This window comes from Lacrimispora sp. YZC11 (genome assembly GCF_057543815.1).
In genome coordinates, this window is sequence record NZ_BAAJYQ010000016.1 from 307,057 (window position 1) to 326,936 (window position 19,880).

18 protein-coding genes are annotated in these 19,880 nt (G+C 45.1%); 17 read left to right on the plus strand and 1 reads right to left on the minus strand.

Annotated features, from left to right (window positions below; all coding sequences use genetic code 11):
* Positions 1-112 precede the first annotated feature (112 nt).
* From AC27IJ_RS16755 to AC27IJ_RS16800, 10 genes are all read left to right on the plus strand, one after another.
* Complete coding sequence (locus AC27IJ_RS16755) at positions 113-754, plus strand: cytidylate kinase-like family protein (protein WP_487149824.1); 642 nt, start codon at positions 113-115, stop codon at positions 752-754.
* 219 nt (positions 755-973) lie between these two features.
* Positions 974-1,909 carry a GntR family transcriptional regulator YhfZ gene (gene yhfZ / locus AC27IJ_RS16760; protein ID WP_312443480.1) on the plus strand — a complete coding sequence of 312 codons (936 nt, stop codon included), beginning with the start codon at positions 974-976 and terminating at the stop codon, positions 1,907-1,909.
* A 60-nt stretch (positions 1,910-1,969) separates the two neighbouring features.
* On the plus strand, positions 1,970-2,329 hold the full coding sequence (locus tag AC27IJ_RS16765; protein ID WP_312501638.1) for a PRD domain-containing protein: 360 nt from the start codon (positions 1,970-1,972) through the stop codon (positions 2,327-2,329).
* A gap of 65 nt (positions 2,330-2,394) precedes the next feature.
* Positions 2,395-2,766, plus strand: a complete 372-nt coding sequence (locus AC27IJ_RS16770; protein ID WP_312443477.1) for a DUF2620 domain-containing protein — start codon at positions 2,395-2,397, stop codon at positions 2,764-2,766.
* A gap of 2 nt (positions 2,767-2,768) precedes the next feature.
* A complete protein-coding gene (locus AC27IJ_RS16775) occupies positions 2,769-4,079 on the plus strand; it encodes a YhfT family protein (protein WP_313153608.1) in 1,311 nt (436 codons plus the stop codon).
* A gap of 13 nt (positions 4,080-4,092) precedes the next feature.
* Positions 4,093-5,076 (plus strand): amidase family protein, encoded by a 984-nt coding sequence (locus AC27IJ_RS16780; RefSeq protein ID WP_487149827.1) that lies wholly within the window; start codon positions 4,093-4,095, stop codon positions 5,074-5,076.
* A 169-nt stretch (positions 5,077-5,245) separates the two neighbouring features.
* Entirely contained in the window at positions 5,246-6,115 is an 870-nt protein-coding gene (locus AC27IJ_RS16785) for a phosphotriesterase family protein (protein ID WP_313258098.1), read from the plus strand.
* Between the two features lie 14 nt (positions 6,116-6,129).
* On the plus strand, positions 6,130-7,224 hold the full coding sequence (locus AC27IJ_RS16790; RefSeq protein ID WP_312501642.1) for an aminotransferase class V-fold PLP-dependent enzyme: 1,095 nt from the start codon (positions 6,130-6,132) through the stop codon (positions 7,222-7,224).
* Entirely contained in the window at positions 7,225-8,382 is a 1,158-nt protein-coding gene (locus AC27IJ_RS16795) for an alanine racemase (RefSeq protein WP_487149829.1), read from the plus strand. It abuts the gene before it with no gap.
* A complete protein-coding gene (locus tag AC27IJ_RS16800) occupies positions 8,379-9,593 on the plus strand; it encodes a phosphopentomutase (RefSeq protein ID WP_487149830.1) in 1,215 nt (404 codons plus the stop codon). Before AC27IJ_RS16795 ends, AC27IJ_RS16800 begins: the two co-directional genes overlap by 4 nt.
* Positions 9,594-9,674: 81 nt before the next feature.
* On the opposite strand, the gene glmS is transcribed toward AC27IJ_RS16800, so the two are convergent.
* A complete protein-coding gene (glmS, locus tag AC27IJ_RS16805; protein WP_487149831.1) occupies positions 9,675-11,492 on the minus strand; it encodes a glutamine--fructose-6-phosphate transaminase (isomerizing) in 1,818 nt (605 codons plus the stop codon).
* A 468-nt stretch (positions 11,493-11,960) separates the two neighbouring features.
* Between glmS and AC27IJ_RS16810 the strand changes: the two genes are divergently transcribed.
* The 7 genes from AC27IJ_RS16810 (at position 11,961) to AC27IJ_RS16840 (ending at position 19,867) form a co-directional block, all read left to right on the plus strand.
* On the plus strand, positions 11,961-13,061 hold the full coding sequence (locus tag AC27IJ_RS16810; RefSeq protein ID WP_487149832.1) for an ABC transporter ATP-binding protein: 1,101 nt from the start codon (positions 11,961-11,963) through the stop codon (positions 13,059-13,061).
* 11 nt (positions 13,062-13,072) lie between these two features.
* Positions 13,073-13,939, plus strand: coding sequence for a carbohydrate ABC transporter permease (locus AC27IJ_RS16815; RefSeq protein WP_487149833.1), 867 nt, complete (start codon positions 13,073-13,075; stop codon positions 13,937-13,939).
* A 32-nt stretch (positions 13,940-13,971) separates the two neighbouring features.
* Positions 13,972-14,847, plus strand: a complete 876-nt coding sequence (locus tag AC27IJ_RS16820; protein WP_487150292.1) for a carbohydrate ABC transporter permease — start codon at positions 13,972-13,974, stop codon at positions 14,845-14,847.
* A 126-nt stretch (positions 14,848-14,973) separates the two neighbouring features.
* Complete coding sequence (locus AC27IJ_RS16825) at positions 14,974-16,368, plus strand: ABC transporter substrate-binding protein (RefSeq protein WP_312443462.1); 1,395 nt, start codon at positions 14,974-14,976, stop codon at positions 16,366-16,368.
* A 34-nt stretch (positions 16,369-16,402) separates the two neighbouring features.
* A complete protein-coding gene (locus AC27IJ_RS16830) occupies positions 16,403-17,161 on the plus strand; it encodes a glycerophosphodiester phosphodiesterase (protein ID WP_487149836.1) in 759 nt (252 codons plus the stop codon).
* Positions 17,139-17,996 (plus strand): Cof-type HAD-IIB family hydrolase, encoded by an 858-nt coding sequence (locus AC27IJ_RS16835; protein ID WP_312443460.1) that lies wholly within the window; start codon positions 17,139-17,141, stop codon positions 17,994-17,996. The genes AC27IJ_RS16830 and AC27IJ_RS16835 overlap by 23 nt, the downstream gene beginning before the upstream one ends.
* Before the next feature lie 338 nt (positions 17,997-18,334).
* Positions 18,335-19,867: an LCP family protein gene (locus AC27IJ_RS16840; protein WP_313258697.1), complete on the plus strand. Its 1,533-nt coding sequence runs from the start codon at positions 18,335-18,337 to the stop codon at positions 19,865-19,867.
* The last annotated feature ends 13 nt before the right edge of the window (positions 19,868-19,880 follow it).

Genomic DNA, 19,880 nt, shown 5'->3' on the forward strand with positions numbered 1-19,880 from the left:
GGCTAACCATAAGATTCCTTCTTAAAAAACAGTTAAATCGAAATATAAATATAGATTTTTCAGAAATTTTAAGGTATAATATAACTATAAGATACCGGAAGGAGCTGTCTATATGAGTGGAAATTTAGTGATTGCAATTGGAAGACAATGCGGAAGTTCTGGAAAAATCATCGGACAGAAATTGGCAGAAGAACTGGGAATTAAGTGCTATGATAAGGAGCTTTTGGCTCTTGCAGCAAAAAACAGCGGGTTATGTGAAGAATTATTTAAGACACATGATGAAAAGCCAACCAACAGTTTTCTCTATTCCCTTGTGATGGATACATATTCCATGGGATTCACTAACTCTGGTTACATGGATATGCCGATTAATCATAAGATCTTTTTAGCACAGTTTGATACTATCAAACAGCTGGCGGATGAAGAATCCTGCATAATCGTGGGAAGATGTGCTGATTATGCTCTGGAGGATTATCCCAACCTTGTTTCCGTATTCATTTCTGCCAATGAAGAAGACAAGATTAAATCCTTAAAAGAACTCTATCATGTTGACGATACCAAAGCAAAGGATATTATGGTCAAAACGGATAAAAAGCGTTCCAGCTACTATAATTACTATTCCAATAAAAAATGGGGAGATGTAAGAAGCTACGATTTGTGTATTAACCGAAGTTCCATAGGAGTGGATGGGACCGTTAAGCTGATCCACAATTTTGTTGACGCAAAAATGGATTGGAACAAGGCGAACCGTTAATGGATGAATTTCCTTTCGAAACCGTTATTATTATTGATTGAATCGTAAAAAGGCGAACATTTCTGTGATTGGACAGAGATGTCCGCCTTTTAGTTTATGAATTTGTACTTTCTGTACAAGAAATAAAAATATATGGGATAATATTGTTGACATTGTACATGGCGTATGGTATTGTTTGAATATACAAAATAATGTAAATTGCTAAAAGCGAGTGATCTAATGAATAACAAATGTTTAGAAGCAGGAAACCTATATCAAAAAATAGGTCTGGTAAAAAATCTGTTGGCACTGGATCTAATGTCCAGGAATGCAGGGGACCGGATCCTGCCTATCTCAGAGTACCAGAATAAGTTCGGGGTATCCAGGGGAACCATTCAGAACGCATTTGCCTGTTTAAAAGAGTGCAATGCTGTGACACTGGAAAATCATGGGCATCAGGGAACCTGCATCAAAGAAATTGATTACAAGAAGCTGCAGGAAAACTGCATGCGCAAAGAAATTCTGGGAATCATGCCCCTTCCCTATTCAGTGACTTATGAGGGGTTCGCCACGGCCATGTACATCCAGTTTGCTCCGCTTAACTTTAATATGGCTTACGCCAGAGGCGCGGTTGGGCGTATTGAACTGGTAGAATCAGGAACCTATCAATTTGCGGTCTGCTCCCAGTATGCGGCGGAACAATCCATAAGAGAGGGAAAGCAGATTGAGGCTGCAATTAATTTTGGGCCGGGCAGTTTCCTTTCCAGGCACGTGCTTCTTTTGGCGGATTCCAGATATGACAGCATTCAGGATGGCATGAGAGTGGCATATGACAGCAGTTCCATTGACCAGAGCTGCATTACCAGAAATATTATACACGGCAAAAAGGTTACCCTGGTCCCCATCCGGGCCCAGCAGACCGTCAATGCCCTGATGGATGGTATTATAGATGCCGGCGTATGGAACTATGACGATATCCAGGAACATAAGCATGAACAATTGAACGTAGTTTTTTTAGACGAATCTGATTATAACAATCTGTTTTCTACGGCCGTCATGGTAATCAGAAAAGAGGATGAGTATCTAAAAGCACTGCTGGAAAAGTATGTGAGCGTACCAAAAGTAGTTGAAATCATCCGGGAGGTAAGGGAGAAAAGAAGAGAGCCTTATTTTTAAAAGGGCATCTTTTTGAAGCAAAGTACAAAATAATGTATATTGGGGCAAGGAGGAAATCCAATGGAATTAAAAGATATTTTAAACCAGCGACTGGACATTCTGGAGGAGAATCATGTGATTTGCAAAAAAGTTGCGGATTATTCCAGAAAAGCAGTGGAACGGATCCTGGAAGAAAAACCTGATACAGAGGAGGATAAAGCGGCAATGTTCATTACCCATCTGGCCATGGCTGGGCAAAGGGTTTTAGACGGAGCCGTGGAGCACCCTCTGGATAACATACTCTTAGATGGAATTAAAAAGGAACCGGTTTACCAAAGAGCAGCAGCGTTAAAAGAAGAGCTGTTAAAGGAAACAGATATCCAGTTCCCGGAAGCAGAGCGGGATTTCCTGACCGTTCATCTATGCAATCTGCTTTCATAAAAAGGTATCAGGGCCGAATGGCCTTTATATGAAATGATACAAGGATAAAAAGGAGGATAGAAGCAATGAAGATTGTGGTTGGTGGTCAGATTGACAAGGAAGAAATTGCCAGATTGGTGGCCCTGCAGATGAATGACCGCGCAGAGATCGAGATCAAGGGGGATTTAGATGCTGCGTTGGGCGTAAAAAACGGGAAGTATGATTATTATGTGGGTGCCTGCAATACCGGCGGCGGCGGAGCGCTTGCTATGGCTATGGCCATGCTGGGTTCCGGGCTCTGCTCTACGATTTCCATGCCAGGAATGATAAAGAGCGGAGATTTTATCAGGGAAGAGGTTCAAAAAGGCAAAAAAGCATTTGGGTTTACAGCACAGCACAAAGAAGAGGTCCTTCCGGTCCTGTTACAGGCGATCATTGAGAAAGAGGAGGTTTCATAGGTATGAAATACATAGTCATTGCATTAATCGGAGCGCTGGCTTCCGTTTTATCCAATCAGGGGATTGCAGTATTTAATGACGGTTTCCGGCCAATTGTGGGGCAATATTTTAATGGGGAGATCAACCGGAAAGAACTGGCAGCCATGAGCTTTGCCATCAGCTTCGGCCTGGTCATTGGTTTTGGAATACCGACCTCCATTGCAGCAAGCATTATTTTGATCCACTGTCTGCTGCTGACCACAGATATCATCGGATCTTTCTGTAATAACAGCAGGAACGGGATGATCCTTTCCGCTGTCATCGGAGCCGCTTATGGCTTAGCAATTCTGGCAGGCCTTGAGTTCGTTGTGAAACTGTTCAGCTATATGCCATATAACTTTACCAGTGACTTAGGAAGCGTATCCGGCTATATAACGGTTGCATTTGCCGTGTTCCCTGCGGTAGGTATCGCTTACCAGCACGGATTTAAAAAAGGCATGACCGCAGGAATCGTAACCTTACTTGTATATTTTCTTGTTAAAAAATTCGGTACTTTTACCATTGGTGCAGGCAAGGTTTCTTTGAACGCAGAAGGCATGGCAATGCTTGCAGGTATGATTATGATGCTCTTTTATGCTGCTCAGCAGAAAGGAACGGAACATGCCAATGAAGTGCTGACCCAGGGCTTTGAAGGCAATATTTTACGCATCCGTAAAAATTGGCTGCTGCTGGCTGTTATGGGCGGTCTGATCGCAGCCGGAACCAGTCTTTCCATTATCGCCGGCGATCCCGCTTCCCTTGCGCTTTTGGCCAACCAGGAATACAGCAACGCCGGTTTAACCGCACTGGCAAGAGCCATCGGTTTCATACCTCTGGTATTTACTACAGCCATAGTTACAGGCGTGTACGGTGCGGCCGGCTGCACCTTTGTGTTTGTAGTCGGACTGTTCCTCCATGGAAACCCGGTCTTTGCCTTTGTAATCGGATTTGCAGTCATGGTGGCAGAGATTTTCCTGATCAACATTTTTGCAAAATACATGGATAAGTTCCCGGGAGTCAAGGATATGGGAGAGTATGTGAGAACATCCATGAACAAGGTTCTGGAAATTTCATTGCTGGCAGGCGGTATTGTTGCGGCAGAAAAGATGGCAGCTTCCTCATCAGGATATACCGGAATCGGAGCACTGTTTGTCATCGGAGGCTTCCTGTTAAATAAGAAAGCAAAAAAACCGATTGTTGACCTGGCAGTTGGTCCTGTGGCATGTATCGTTTTCGGAGTGTTGTTAAACCTGCTTCTCATAATCGGCCTCATCGCAGTCCCGGCAGCAAAATAGTCCGTGAATTGATATGGAAAAACTTGAAACATATGCAAAGAAAACATTTTTGGCACTTAAAAATCCCTATTGCACCGTAAACCAGGTATACCCCCGCATCATTGACCTGGTCGCCCCATCTCTTGAGAAACATGGGTTTGCCTGGTATACCGGAATCAAGGATACTCCTGTCATTCCCGAGAAATTAAAAGAGCGTCTTAATGAAAGCGGATTTTTATTTCATACCGCCGATAAAATGGCATTGGGCGGAAGAGCGGTGGATTTACAGCTTATTAATCCTATTACCGGAAAATGGATGACCGGCTCCAGCAGCGGCACAGCCCTTAATGTATTCTATGGAATCAATGATGCCGGAATCGGAACAGACGGAGGCGGCAGCGTGCTGGCACCTGCCGCTGCTCTCAATCTTTATGGATTCATCTCTCCGTTAATAGAGCAGGATCATATGAGGCAGCATTCAAAAGCGTCCACTGACGGAATCGTATTTTCTCCCAGCCTTGGTGCCATTACCAGAGATTTAGAGACCCTGGAACAGGTTTTGGACCCTTTGCTTGGAATAAGCCTGACAGAGGAATCCAATGATTGGAATACCGCTTGGGAATGGAAAGAAGTTCCAAAGGGCGGCCAGACGGATATTTATGGGCGCCGGGAACCATTGATCCAATACTTAAACGAAATCATAAGACCGGGAACCATCCTGATCTCAAGAGAAGGACCGGTAGATGTTAATGCCATGGGAGACAGCATTTACGGCCATTTTGATAAAGATACAGAACGGTCCCAGGCTCTTTCGGGAAAAGGGCTGATGCGGGTGGTCAATATGTGCGGAAAATCCGCTCTGACCGTTCCTTCCAGTGAACTGGGGTGCTGTACCGTTCTGATCTGTGAAAGTAAAAAAGGGGACATTGAGGCCATGTTCCGAAAGGCCAGATTGCTGGCCTGTAAAAGATCCCGGCTGACCCAGCGGTACTTTATGAATTTTGATATGTATTTCTAGCGCAGAAAAGACGGGTCAAATGTGAGAATAAATTCTTGCTTTGGCCCTTGGAGGCAAAGGTTGAAAGGAAAATGTCTTTCAACCTTGAGTTTGTGAACAGCGAGCCCCGCTTTACCGGGTATCAACTGGATATGCAAGCATATCCCCTTGATTCATTAGGAGACAAAATATGAAAAAAGGTTATACTTTGATGCATGAGCACATTACCATAGACTTATCCGGGGTAAAAAAGGACCAGGATTGCCGGCTGGACTGTTTTGAGGAAACGAAAAGCGAGCTTCACGGTCTCTACCAGCTTGGTGTCAGGCGCATTCTGGATGTGACGAATATCGGTATGGGAAGGAATCCGGAATATGTGAGCCGTATGGAAAAAGCCACCGGCATCCGGATCCTGCAGTCGACCGGTTTTTATAAAGAACCGTTTCTTCCTGATTTCGTGTACTCCATGTCCGAAATGGAGCTGTCGGAACTGGCAGAGAAGGAAGTGACGGAAGGAATGGGGGATTCCGGCATCAAAGCAAGGGTCATCGGAGAGTTTGGAACCAGTAAAAACATCATGACAGATATGGAAAAAAAGGTGTTTCACTCCATGGCTCTGGCGGCAGTACGCACCGGTGCCCTGGTTACCACCCATACCACCCTTGGAACCATGGCCTTAGAACAGGCCGTATATTTAAAAGAGGCCGGGGTAAGGCCGGAGAAGATCATTATCGGCCATTTAGACCTTTCCCAGGACCCGGATTACATTCTTTCAGTTCTGAAAGAAGGCGTAAACATCGGGTTTGACACTGTGGGGAAAAACAATTACTGCCCTGACCGGTTCCGTGCGGAAACGTTAAAACGGATCGCAAAAGAAGGATACTTAGAGCAGGTAGTATTATCTATGGATATTACCAGAAAATCTCATTTAAAAAAATGGGGAGGACTGGGTTATGCTTATCTGTTTGAGACCTTTCTTCCCATGCTTCGGGAATATGATTTATCTGAGGAACAAATTGATACGCTGCTGATTGATAATCCGGACCGGATTCTGAAGTAAGGAGGAAGAAAAAAATGCAAACTTATCCCTTATCCAGCATCTCAGTGGAGGAGGCCGCCTGGCTGCAATTCAAAGTAATTGATTGTATTACAAAAAAATTCAGCGGCCATGAAATTTTAAACCTGGGAGACTTAGGGGTTGTTCCGGGGCTTAATAAGCCATTAACCACAAAAAAAGCGGAACGGGTGATTGCGGACCTGTTTGATGGGGAAGCATGCATCCTGGTAAGAGGAGCCGGAAGCGGAGCGATACGATTCGGACTCCACAGCATGTTAAAGCCGGCTGAAAAAATCCTGGTACACAAGGCGCCGGTTTACAGCACCACTGCCACATCCCTGGAAATGTTGAACATTCCGGCCGTAGAGGCTGATTTTAATAATCCGGAAGATATCCTCCGGGTGATGAAAGAAAACAATGATATTAAGGGAGCTCTCATCCAATACACCAGACAAAAGCCGGATGACCGCTACGACTTATCCCAGGTAGTAAAAACCATCAAGGAATACAGCGAAATCCCCATATTGACCGATGACAACTATGCTGCCATGAAAGTGAGCCGGATCGGTATCCAGTGCGGAGCCGACCTTTCCTGTTTTTCCTCATTTAAGCTGCTTGGCCCGGAAGGCGTAGGTGTTATCGTGGGAAAGGCATGCTATATTGAAAAGCTTGCAAAAGAAAGTTATTCCGGAGGCATGCAGGTTCAGGGCCATGAAGCCCTGGAGGTTCTCCGGGGTCTTGTCTATGCCCCTGTGGCCCTGGCCATCCAGGCCCGGGTAAATGAAGAATGTGTAAGGCGGCTGAATGCAGGTGAGATCCCTCAAGTAAAACAGGCATTTCTGGCTAATGCCCAATCAAAAGTACTTTTGGTTGAGTTTTATGAGAACATTGCAGAAAGGGTCCTTAGTGAAGCCGAAAAGCTGGGGGCAGCGCCGAATCCGGTTGGCGCGGAATCAAAATATGAGATGGTCCCCATGTTTTACCGGGTATCCGGTACCTTCCGGAATTGGGATCCCACACTGGAAAGCCGTATGATCCGGATCAACCCCATGCGTTCCGGGGCGGATACCATTTTACGCATTATAAAAGAAGCAGTAGAAAGAGTGATATAAATGTTTTTAGAGCAGACCATAAAACGAAACCCGGAACTGATCAAAGCCTCTTTTGAACTTCATCAGAGCGGGCTGATCCAACCGGATTCTTATGTGATAGACGTAGATACCTTTCTGGAAAATGCATCTTTCATGTTAAAAGAAGCGAAAGAAAAGGAAATCCGGTTGTTTTTCATGCTGAAGCAGGCCGGAAGAAATCCCTATCTGGCAAGGAAACTGGTGGAGCTGGGCTATGAAGGAGCCGTTGTGGTGGATTATAAAGAAGCCAGAGTTATGATGCATCACCGGATTCCTATTGCAAATGCAGGTCATCTGGTACAGATTCCTTCTGCCCAGATCGAGGAGATCGTAGCATACCACCCTCAGATGATTACAGTATATTCCGAAGAAAAAATCAGCCAGATCCATCAGGCAGCAAAGAAACTGGGGCTTTTGCAGGAGATCATTCTCCGTGTTACCAGCGATTCGGATATGATCTATTCAGGGCAGACAGCAGGGTTTCATCTTGAAACCTTAAAAGATTTAGCGGAACGGGTCAAAACACAGTATCCCTGTGTAAGGATTGCAGGTGTCACATCTTTCCCTTGTTTTTTATATGAAGAATCTGCCCATGATCTGATCCCTACCAGGAACATGGATACCGTAAAACATGCAGCTGAGATCTTAAGGGAGTGTGGATTCCATGTAACTATCATCAATACACCTTCTGGTTCCTGCACCTATGCCTTAAGCAAGATCAAAGAAATGGGAGGTAACTGCGCCGAGCCGGGCCATGGCCTGACCGGAACTACTCCAATGCATGCGGATCATATGCTGGAGGAAGTCCCTTGTGTTACTTATGTAAGTGAAATATCCCACAATTTTAAGGGGCAGGCCTATTGTTACGGCGGCGGATATTACAGGCGTTCCCACGTAAAGTCTGCTCTGGTTGGAACCTCTTTTGATAATTACACAGAGATGGGTGTTATTCCGCCTTCCAACGAAAGCATTGATTACCATTTCGGCCTGACGAAAGAAGGGATGGTAGGAGATACTGTGGTCATGGCATTCCGTTACCAGATCTTCGTTACCCGGTCGGATGTGGTGCTTGTGGAAGGATTGAAAACGAAAAAACCGCAAATTGTTGGAATATATGACAGCATGGGGAGAAAAGTATGAATAAAAGATTTATTGTCGTCGTTTTGGATGGATTCGGCATCGGAGCCATGGAAGATGCCCGTCTTGCCCGGCCGGGAGATGAAAAGTCCAATACCCTTAGAAGCATTCTGAAAGACTATCCCGATTTAAAGCTTCCGGCACTGGAAAAGCTGGGGCTCATGAATGCCTATGGAGAGGAAAGTGCTTCCATGAAATTTTCATCCGAAGCCAATTTCGGAAGCTGTGGGCTCATGCATTTTGGGGCAGACACGTTTATGGGCCATCAGGAAATTATGGGAACACTTCCCAAAAAACCGGAAGTCCATCCCTTCCAGGAGAAAGCAGACGCAGTAAAAGCACACTTAGAGGCAAATGGACATCAGGTAAAGGTCATAGAGCGGCAGGGGCTGCGTTATTTACTGGTGGATCATTACGTGACCGTAGCAGATAATCTGGAAGCGGACTTAGGGATGTGCTACAATGTAACGGCACCTTTGGATCTGATCTCCTTTGAAGAGGAATATGCCATAGCCAGAAAGGTTAGAGAAGTAGTAACCGTAGGCCGGGTGATTGTGTTCGGCGGAACCGGAAATACCATGGAAGACCTCTGGAACGCCGAAGAAGTGAAAGAAGGCCGCTTCATCGGTATTGCCTCTGCAAAATCCAAGTCCTATGATCATGGCTATCAGTGCAGACACTTAGGCTACGGAGTGGATCAGAACGTACAGGCTCCCACGATTCTCACAAAAGCAGGGTTTGACTGTACTCTGATTGGAAAAGTAGCGGATATTGTAACTAATGACAGGGGGTTAAGCATTTCCTGCGTACCCACGCAGGAAGTGATGGACCTTACATTTCGGGAAACAGAAGCCATGAAACAGGGCTTTTTATGTACCAATGTGCAAGAAACAGATTTAGCCGGGCATTCCCAATCCACCACGGTTTATAAAAAGATCCTGGAAATCGCAGACCAGGGAATCAGCAGGCTTTTACCGGAGCTGACTTGCCAGGACATTCTGGTGATCATGGCTGACCACGGAAATGATCCCAATATCGGTCACAGCAAGCATACCAGGGAACGTGTTCCCCTTCTCATTTATAAAAAAGGAATAACAGGAAAAAGCCTGGGAAGAAGAAAAACTCTGTCTGACATAGGAGCAACCGTATGTGATTATTTTGGCACAGACACTCCGCAAAACGGAGAATCCTTCCTGCCGGTTCTAAAAAATTGATGGTAAAGAATTTAGTCCGTAATAAACATGAGGGAAACGGCCAAGGCCGCACCCCTCATGTTTTTTTCTTTTCCTATGAGATCACTCAACTGTCACTGACTTCGCCAAATTCCTTGGCTGATCCACATCCAAATCCTTTCCCACAGAAGCATAATATGCAATAAGCTGAAGCACAACTGCTATTGGAAACACCGTAAACCGGTCGCCGATCTCCGGAATACTGATCTGAACATCAGCAATCCCCGGCTCAATCTTTGATTTCTCCTTTGTCAATAAAATCACAAATGCACCTCTTGCCTTTACTTCCCGGATATTGGAGATGGTTTTTGAAAAAATCTTCTCCTGTGTTGCAATGGCAATAACTGGAACCTGATCCGTTATAAGAGCAATGGTACCGTGTTTTAATTCCCCCGCAGCATAGGCTTCCGCATGAATATAGGAAATTTCTTTTAATTTCAAAGCCCCTTCCAATGAGAAGGCGTAATCAAGACCTCGCCCTATAAAAAAGGCATCCGGCTTATTGATTAAGTGTGTTACCAAAGCTTTTACCTCATCTCTTTTTTCAATCATAGCCTCCATGGCCGGTATGGCGTCAAGCAGCTTTTTTATAAAGTCTTCGGCTTCCTCATGGTCATAATTTCCCCGGACAAAAGCCATCCGGCAGCATACCATATAAAGGGCTGCAAGCTGAACAGAGTATGCTTTGGTGCTGGCAACCGCGATTTCCGGGCCTGCATGAGTAAAAAGAACATAATCGCTTTCCCTGGCAATGGTAGAGCCTTTTACATTGACCACTGAAAGAGCAGCAGCGCCGCAGGCCTTCGCCAGCCGCAAAGCCGCCAGGGTATCAATGGTCTCCCCTGACTGGGATATGATGATGACCAGGGTGTTACGGTCAATGAGCGGCTCCTCATAACGGAATTCAGAAGCAATGGAAACTGTAACTGGGATCCGAAGGAGCGGCTCCATTAGAGCCCTGGCCACCATCCCCGCGTGCATGGCAGTACCGCAGGCCACGATATGAACCTGGGTGCACTGTTTCAGCACTGAGTCCGGAATTCCGTCATCGCCAAAGTCCGGAAGCCCCTTTACCAGGCGTGGTAATATGGTGTTCTTTAGGGCATCCGGCTGTTCGTGGATTTCCTTCAGCATGAAATGGGGGAATCCGTTCTTCATGGCTGCATCCATGTTCCAGTTTACCTCCATCAGCTCCGGTACTTCTTCCTCCTGTTGTAGGTTATAAAGATGAACCTTATAGGAGGAGAGTTTTACAATATGATTCTCAGGAACCACAAAATACTGCCTGGTATATGGAATGAGGGCAGTTAAATCTGAAGCTACAAAAGAACCGGATCTTGTATAAGCCACCACCAGGGGGCTGACATTGCGGATTGCATAGATATCACCAGGATGATCCTCAAACATCACGCAAAAGCTGTAAGAGCCTTTTAAATAAGCGGTTAATTTTGAAATAGCTTCCACAGGATCTCCCTGATATACGCTTTCCAAAACCCAGGCAGCCACCTCGCTGTCTGTTTCGGAGCGGAGCTTTCCCTCCAGATGAAAATCCAGAGTAAGCTGATGATAATTTTCTATAATTCCATTATGAACCAGAGTGATCCGCCCGGCCTGATGGGGATGGGTATTCTGGGTTGTCACGCCTCCGTGGGTTGCCCATCTGGTATGTCCAAGACCACAATGGGATACCTCTGTGATTCCTTTGCATTCTTCCTTTAAATTAGATACTTTTCCTGTATGTCTGATCAGACGGGTATGAGAATTCTCCATAAAAAGAGCAATGCCTGCGCTGTCATACCCCCGGTATTCCAGCTGGGACAATCCATCAAGCAATATTCTTTTAGAGTCTAATGGTCCTGTATATCCAATAATTCCACACATAATTTTGCAATCTCCTTAAATTTTCATTTTATGTCTGCACTTTTTAAAAATGGTAAACAAAAAACAAGCTGTCTGGCTCCAAATTTTAAAAACGGCAGCTTTTTTATCACATTCTGTTTTAAATCCCCGGTTCCAACGCGTTTGTTTTGCAGTTACCTGCATATTTCACGTAGGATACACACCCGGAGGGGCATGGAAGGGCATCCGCCGAACGTTCGATAACCCTTCACCTCGTCAACCCTTGATACCACTTTTCCAGGGAAAAATGTTCACGATCGTATCAATAGGTACATGGCGCTTAGCTTTGCTATAGTCATTTATGCCTCCTTCATAAATCTAGTTTATTATAGCCTTTGATCGTTTGTGAGTCAATACCATGATTTACATTCATTTTACGAAAAGCTCCTTTTTCATTTTACATCAATTCTATAAAATGAATTTAAGATATGCAGAAAGGAACAGTAACCTATGGCAAGTTTATCTTTCGTGAATGTATGCAAAACCTATAAAAACGGCCTTACCGTTGTACAGGATTTTAATCTTGATATCAAAGACCGGGAATTTTTGATCCTGGTAGGTCCATCCGGCTGCGGGAAATCCACGACGCTGCGCATGATCGCAGGGCTTGAAGACATTTCTTCCGGTGAGTTATGGATCGACGGACAGCTCATGAATATGACTAGCCCCCAGAGCAGGGATTTATCTATGGTATTCCAGTCTTACGCTCTTTATCCCCACCTGTCAGTCTACCAGAATATGGCCTTCGGCTTAAAGGTACATAAACTCCCGAAGGTGGAAATAGACAAACGAGTCGGTCGTGCGGCGGAAATCCTTCATATCAGCCATTTGCTTGACCGGAAACCTTCTGCTCTATCAGGAGGGCAGAAGCAGCGGGTTGCTATTGGAAGTGTCATTGTCCGCAAGCCAAAAGCCTATTTAATGGATGAACCCTTATCCAATCTGGATGCAAAGCTGCGGGCTCAGATGCGTGTGGAGCTTGCCAAAATCCACAGGGAGCTGGGAGCAACCATCATATATGTCACCCATGACCAGGTAGAAGCAATGACCCTTGGAACAAGGATCGTAGTCATGAACAGCGGGGTGATCCAGCAGGCTGCGTCTCCAAATGACATTTACCAGAATCCTGTTAATAAATTTGTAGCAGGCTTTATCGGTTCCCCATCCATGAACTTCATACCTGTCTGGGTAGAGCGAAGAGAAGAGAAGATCTGCCTGGAATTTGGTAAAAACAAGCTCATTGTCAATGGTATCTGCGCAAAACGTCTGGTAGAAGGCGGTTACGTAGGAAGGCGTGTTTACTTGGGAATCCGGCCGGAGGATTTTCATGAAGCGGGACCGGAGGAACAGAAGCTCCTTTTAGAGGTGGATATGAAAGAGGTTCTTGGAGCGGAAGTCCTTTTCCATGGCAAGATAAACAGGGAGGAGATATGTGTAAGGTTAAATCCCAATGTTAAGGCGGAAACCGGGGTGTGTTTACCGGTTTATGCGGATATGGACCGGATCAAACTCTTCGATATGGATACAGAGCAAAATATTTTATACATTTAAGGAGCCTTCTTATGAACCTAAAAACAATTGTTAAGAAAGCAGGGCCTTATGTCTATACGGTCCCGGCTATGGCAATATTTGTAGTATTCTTGTTTTTCCCGTTTTTTAAAACTATATATTTAAGTCTGTATAAAACCAATAAAATGGGTCAGGCCAAGCTATTTGTAGGCCCTTTAAACTATACTGACCTTTTACATTCCACGTCATTTTTCAACAGCCTCATGGTAACAGCAGTATTTGTCATAATTGTCGTGTCAGTGAGCATGCTTTTAGGGCTTGCTGCGGCAGTTCTTTGCAGCAAAACCTTTCCCGGAATCCGGATCTTCAGCACTGCTTACGCGCTGCCAATGGCCATTGCTTCCAGTTCCGCTGCCATGATATTTAAAATCATGCTTCATCCTTCCATTGGAATCGTTAATAAGATCCTGGGATTCCATATCAACTGGATCAGTGATCCCAAGTATGCCCTGGCCTGTGTCGCCCTGCTGACCGCCTGGCTAAACAGCGGAATCAACTTTCTTTATTTCAGCGCCGGTCTCAGCAACATTGATGAGACGATTTATGAAAGAGCCTCCGTGGATGGGGCAAATGCCGTTCAGAGATTTTTCTTCCTGACGCTTCCGGGCTTAAGCCCTATCATGTTTTACACCCTGGTGGTCAATATCATTCAGGCATTCCAGTCCTTTGGCCAGGTTAAGGTCCTGACCCAGGGCGGCCCTGGGGAATCTACCAATTTGATCGTATACTCCATTTACCGGGATGCCTTTTTTAACTACCGTTTCGGGAGCGCAGCCGCCCAGTCCGTGCTGTTGTTCCTCATAATCATGATCCTCACCTTATGCATGTTCCGCCTGGAAAAGAAGGGAGTAAGCTATTGATGGAATCTATTATCACCGCAGCCTCCAAAGATATGAACCAGGATGAACTGGAAAAACTGAAACAGTCTGCAAATCAGAAGGCGCTTTTCCGCAGAAGGGCAGGAAAGCTGGCTCTGGTGATCATAAACCTGGCAATGTCCATTTTTGTTTTGCTTCCGCTTTTGTATGCGGTGAGCATTGCATTCATGCCTTCCAGTGAACTGTTCACAACAGAGATGAACCTAATCCCAGGGAATCCGACCCTTGAGAACTTCCGTCAGGCCATGGTTAAAATCCCCTTAAACCGGTTTATTGTCAATTCCTTTTTTGTGGCAGGCTGTATCACATTCGGACAGATCCTGTCCTGTTCCCTGGCGGCATTTTCTTTTTCCTTTTTGGATTTTAAAGGAAAAAATCTGCTGTTCATGATTGTCATGGCAACCATGATGATACCGGGAGAGGCCACTATTATATCAAATTATTTGACCGTAAGCGGGTTAAAATGGCTTGACAGCTATAAGGTATTAATTATTCCTTATCTCACCTCAGCCATGGGCATTTTCCTTTTCCGGCAGTTTTATAAATCTTTTCCTGTATCCTTATATGAATCCGCAAGGATTGACGGCTGTTCCAACTTAAGATTTATTTTCAGCATCCTGATCCCACTAACAAAATCTGCAATCGGAGCCATGGCAGTCTATACCTTTATCAATGCCTGGAACATGTATATGTGGCCTCTCCTTGTTACCGGCTCCGACCGCATGAGAACGGTCCAGATTGGAATCGGCATGTTAGACAGCGTGGACTCCCAGTCAATCTCCATGATGATCGCTGGGGTTGTCATTATCATCATCCCATCCATCTCTGTTTTCATCGCAGGGCAGAGACAGTTGATCCGTGGTATGTTCTCAGGAGCAGTCAAAGGCTGACTTCGTTCAGAGCATAATTTTCATTATGAAGGCAAGCGCAGTGCGCCTAAGCCTGGAAAATGCCGTTCGACGAACCTTCAGGCGAATCGGACTTCATTATAAAAAATATAATTTGGAGGAAAGAAGATGAAGAAAAGAGCACTTGCCATGAGCATGGCAGTCATGATGGCAGCAGGAGTATTGTCCGGTTGCGCAAGCCCTACAGGAACAGAAACCAGCAATGCCGGTTCGTCCGCTGTGGAAACGCAGACAACAGCAGCCCAGACCGCCGAAAGCTCTGGCAATCCGGAAGGCACCACCATAACCTTCTGGCATTCCATGGGAGGCGTAAACGGAGAAGCCATCGACACACTTGTAAAGAAATTCAATAAGGAGAACACTTTAAGCATTACTGTTGAAGCTCAATACCAGGGCAGCTATGACGATGCCATCAACAAGCTGAAGAGTGCCCAAATCGGCAACATGGGTGCTGATCTGGTCCAGATTTATGACATCGGTACCCGCTTCATGATCGATTCCGGCTGGGTCATTCCCATGCAGGAGCTGATCGACGGGGATCAATGGGATTTAAGTCAGGTGGAACCAAACATTGCAGCCTATTACACCGTAAACGGTACTTTGTATTCCATGCCTTTTAATTCCTCCACCCCGATTCTCTATTATAATAAAGACATCTTTGAGAAAGCCGGTATCACGGAAATTCCTGACAGCCTGACCGGAATTGGAAAAATCGGTGACGATCTTATCAACAAGGGCGGAGCAGGGGAAGTAATTTCCTTAGGTATTTATGGTTGGTTCTTTGAACAGTTCACCTGCAAGCAGCAGGCGCATTATGCCGATAACGGAAATGGAAGAGAAGCAGCGGCAGCGGCTGTAGACTTCGATAAAAACGGTGCCGGCGTCAAGACCTTAACCGCGTGGAAGGAATTATCAGACAAGGGTTATGCTCCTAATGTGGGTCGGGGCGGCGATGCAGGGCTTGCTGATTTCAGTGCAGGCAAAGCAGCTATGACTCTGGGCTCCACCGCATCTTTAAAACAGATATTAAATGATGTGAACGGCAAATTTGAAGTGGGTACCGCATATTTTCCAAAGGTGAACGACAATGATAAAGGAGGCGTTTCCATTGGCGGAGGCTCCTTATGGGCATTAAACAATGAAGATCCGGCAAAGCAGCAGGCTGTATGGGAATTTGTAAAATTCCTGGTTTCCCCGGAAAGCCAGGCTTACTGGAATTCCCAGACCGGTTATTTTCCTGTTACGGTTGCCGCTCACAATGAAGCCGTATTCAAAGATAACATTACAAAATACCCTCAGTTTAAAACAGCCATTGATCAGCTTCATGATTCCACACCTCAGTCCGCAGGAGCTCTTCTCAGCGTATTCCCGGAGGCAAGGCAGATCGTGGAAACAGAAATCGAAAATATGATCAACAACAACGGGACTCCGGAAAGTGCAGTTTCAAAAATGGCAGAAAGCATCAATAAGTCCATTGAAGAGTATAATCTTATTAACAACTAGATAACATTTTAAAATTTTGAAAGGATATTGACAGATGAGAACAAAAGTTTGGGCTCACAGAGGCGCATCCGCTTATGCGCCGGAAAATACGCTGGAGGCTTTTGAACTGGCAATCAGGCAGAAAGCAGACGGAATTGAACTGGATCTACAAATGACAAAGGATGAGAAACTTGCAGTAATACATGATGAGACCATTGACCGCACCTGCGATGGTACCGGTTATGTAAAAGATTTCACTATGGAAGAACTGAAAAGGTTTCACTGCAGCAAAATCCAGCCGGAATTTGGCACCTCAGTCATTCCTGAACTGATGGAGGTATTGGAGCTTGTAAAGCCTTTTGATCTTACTGTTAATATTGAGCTGAAGACAGGGGTCTTCCGTTACAAAGGAATTGAGAAGGAAGTATTAAAGCAGGTAAAAAAAGCTGGGTTGGAGGAACGTGTCATCTATTCCTCCTTCCATCACCCCAGCATTGTGAAGGTAAAGAAATTAAATCCCAAAGCAATGACCGGCCTGCTTTTCTCAGACGGTTTCATTAACATTACAGGATACGCAAAATTAATAGGGGCAGATGCGCTTCATCCGTCTCTAGACCTTCTCCGATCTAAAAAACTGATGAAAGAAGCGGCAAAAAGAAAGCTTCCGCTTCATGTTTGGACCGTAAATGATAAAAACATGATGGAATACCTTGCAGAACAGGAGATCGGAGCAATCATTACCAATTATCCTGATATTGCAAAAGAAATTGTAGAAAAGAAAGGAAGATCACATGATACGATTAGTCGCATCTGACATGGATGGAACTCTATTAAACCGATATGGAAAGATTTCCTCCTTAAATATTGCCGCCATTGAGGCTCTTAAGCGGAAAAACATTAGCTTTGTCGTCTGCACTGGCAGGAACTTTGACGATGCTTCATCCCCTTTAAAGGAAGCCGGGATTTCCTGTGACATCATTTGTATGAACGGCGCTGCCGTTTTTGACAGCTTCGGAAGGCAGCTGCGAAAGCAGCCGTTGTTAAAAAGCCAGGTAAACCGCATTCTTAACATTTGCCGCCCGTTTTCAGTTCTTTATGATTTTATGACAGAAGAGGGAAGTTACACCACCTCCACCATGGAAGACTTTCGGAAAAGCTTTGAGGATAAAATTTTTCTTCCCATGGTTTCCGATGAGCATACCTATGAGACCATCGCAGAGCGGTTTCATTTTACAACAGAAGAAGTGTTACTTGGATCCTCATGGGAGATTTATAAAATGTCTGTTGTCCATGAAAACCCGGAGGTCTTAAAACAGATTCGCTGCGCTCTGGAAAAAGAAGAAGGGATCTCAGTTGCTTCATCGGCCTCCTCCAATCTGGAGCTGACACATATAGGTGCGCAAAAGGGATCTGTTCTGATGGAATATGCGGCAAACACCAACATCTGTCCCAGAGAAATCCTTGCCATTGGAGATAGCGAAAACGACCTTTCCATGCTTACCCTTCCTCTGGGATATACCATTGCCATGGGCAATGCCTCGGAAGTGATAAAACGCAGCGCACGCCTCATCACCAGAAATAATGATGAAGATGGGGTTGCTGTTGCCATAGATGCCCTGATCCTTTCTGATGCTGCAGCAGTCTATTGATTCTTTTACCAGTCTTAATAAACGATCAAATCTTTTTCTCTGTATTTTTATCCCGAATTACAGATACAAAAAACCTGGCTGCGTTACGGTCAATTGGCCGTAGTACAACCAGGCAAAACTGTTTTGTCAAATAGTTCTTGCCTATCAGCCGTTTTATTCCGTTCAATGCCCGGTTCCTGACCATCCAGCAAGGTATTAGCAGCAGATGTCAAGGAAAATACGGCTAAAGTCTGATTGACTGATAAAATTAAGAGAAAAGCAAGAAATGATGGGCCGCTTTCTGATAAAATAGATAGGATCTGCCAAAGAAAATATTGGAAAGGATTGATTATTCGATCATGGACTATGAGGATGAATTAGACCGTATGCGGGCCCGTAAAAACCGGGTGAGCAGCAAAAGGGCGGGGAACCCAGATAAATCGCATCCGGCTGAAAATAAGCACCGTTCACAGGCGGTGAGAGGAGACAGGACCTATTACAGTACAGGAGACGGAAGAAACCCCCGTGCTCGTTATAATGGTCCGCAAAACAACGCCAAACATAAGGCGGATAAAAAACGGAAACGAAAACATAAGCAGCGCGTGATATTCATGGAGCTTGTAATTTTGGCGCTGGTTCTGCTGGGCGGAGTTTTTCTGTTCAAACAGCGCACTCATCAGAAAGGCTATTGGACCATTGCAGTTTTTGGCGTAGACTCCAGAGATGGAAAACTTGAAAAGGGAGCCCTGTCCGATGTGGAGATGATCTGCAACATCGATAAAGCTACCGGCGAGATAAAACTGGTATCGGTTTTCAGGGATACATATTTAAAGATTGACAGCAAGGGAACCTATCACAAGATAAATGAGGCCTATTTTAAAGGCGGCCATAAACAGGCAGTCGATGCATTAAATGAGAATCTGGATCTTAGCATTGACGATTATGCCACCTTTAACTGGAAAGCAGTTGCTGATGCCATTAATATTCTGGGCGGGGTCGATTTGGAAATTACAGATTCAGAATTCGCATATATCAACGGTTTTATTACTGAAACTGTTAAATCCACCGGAATCGGTTCCTTTCAGTTGAAAAAGGCAGGGATGAACCATTTGGATGGAGTACAAGCTGTGTCCTATGCCAGACTCCGTCTCATGGATACGGATTTTAACCGGACAGAACGGCAGCGCAAGGTGATAAGTCTTGCAATGGATAAGGCAAAAAAAGCTGATTTTGGGACGCTAAGCACCCTGGTTTCCACCGTATTTCCCCAGATATCCACCAGCATTGGTATGAATGATATTCTGTCCATAGCCAAAGGAATCAACAAATACCACATAGGAGAAACAAACGGTTTCCCATTTTCACGTACTACCATGAAGATTGGAAGAATGGATTGTGTTATCCCTACCACATTGGAGAGTAACGTCATCCAGCTCCACCAGTTTCTTTATAATGAGGCTGATTATTCTCCATCTTCAGCGGTGAAAAAAATCAGTGACAAGATTGCTCAGGAAAGCGGCATCAAAGAGCCTGGAAAGAATGCTCCGGCCGGCGGAAGTTCAGGCGGCAAGAAAAAGGGAGATTCTTCTTCTAAAAATACCGCTCCTGCACAAACGGAAGCTCCCACAGAGGAAAGTGTGAAAGAGACCACAGCAGAAAATACGAAGGAAGTGATTCCGGAAACAACAGAGCAGGAGATAACGGAAACCCCCACCAACGATGACGGAAGCCTGATTGGACCTGGTGCCAATATAAAGGAAACAGAGAAGAAACCGGAGAAGAAACCGGAGAAGGAAACAGAAAAGGAAACAAGACCGGAAAAGGAAACAGGGGAAAATCCGGGAGAACAGGAAGGTCCTGGAGCTGGCGGAGAGATCGGTCCTGGCGTTTAAGAGAAAGGAAATT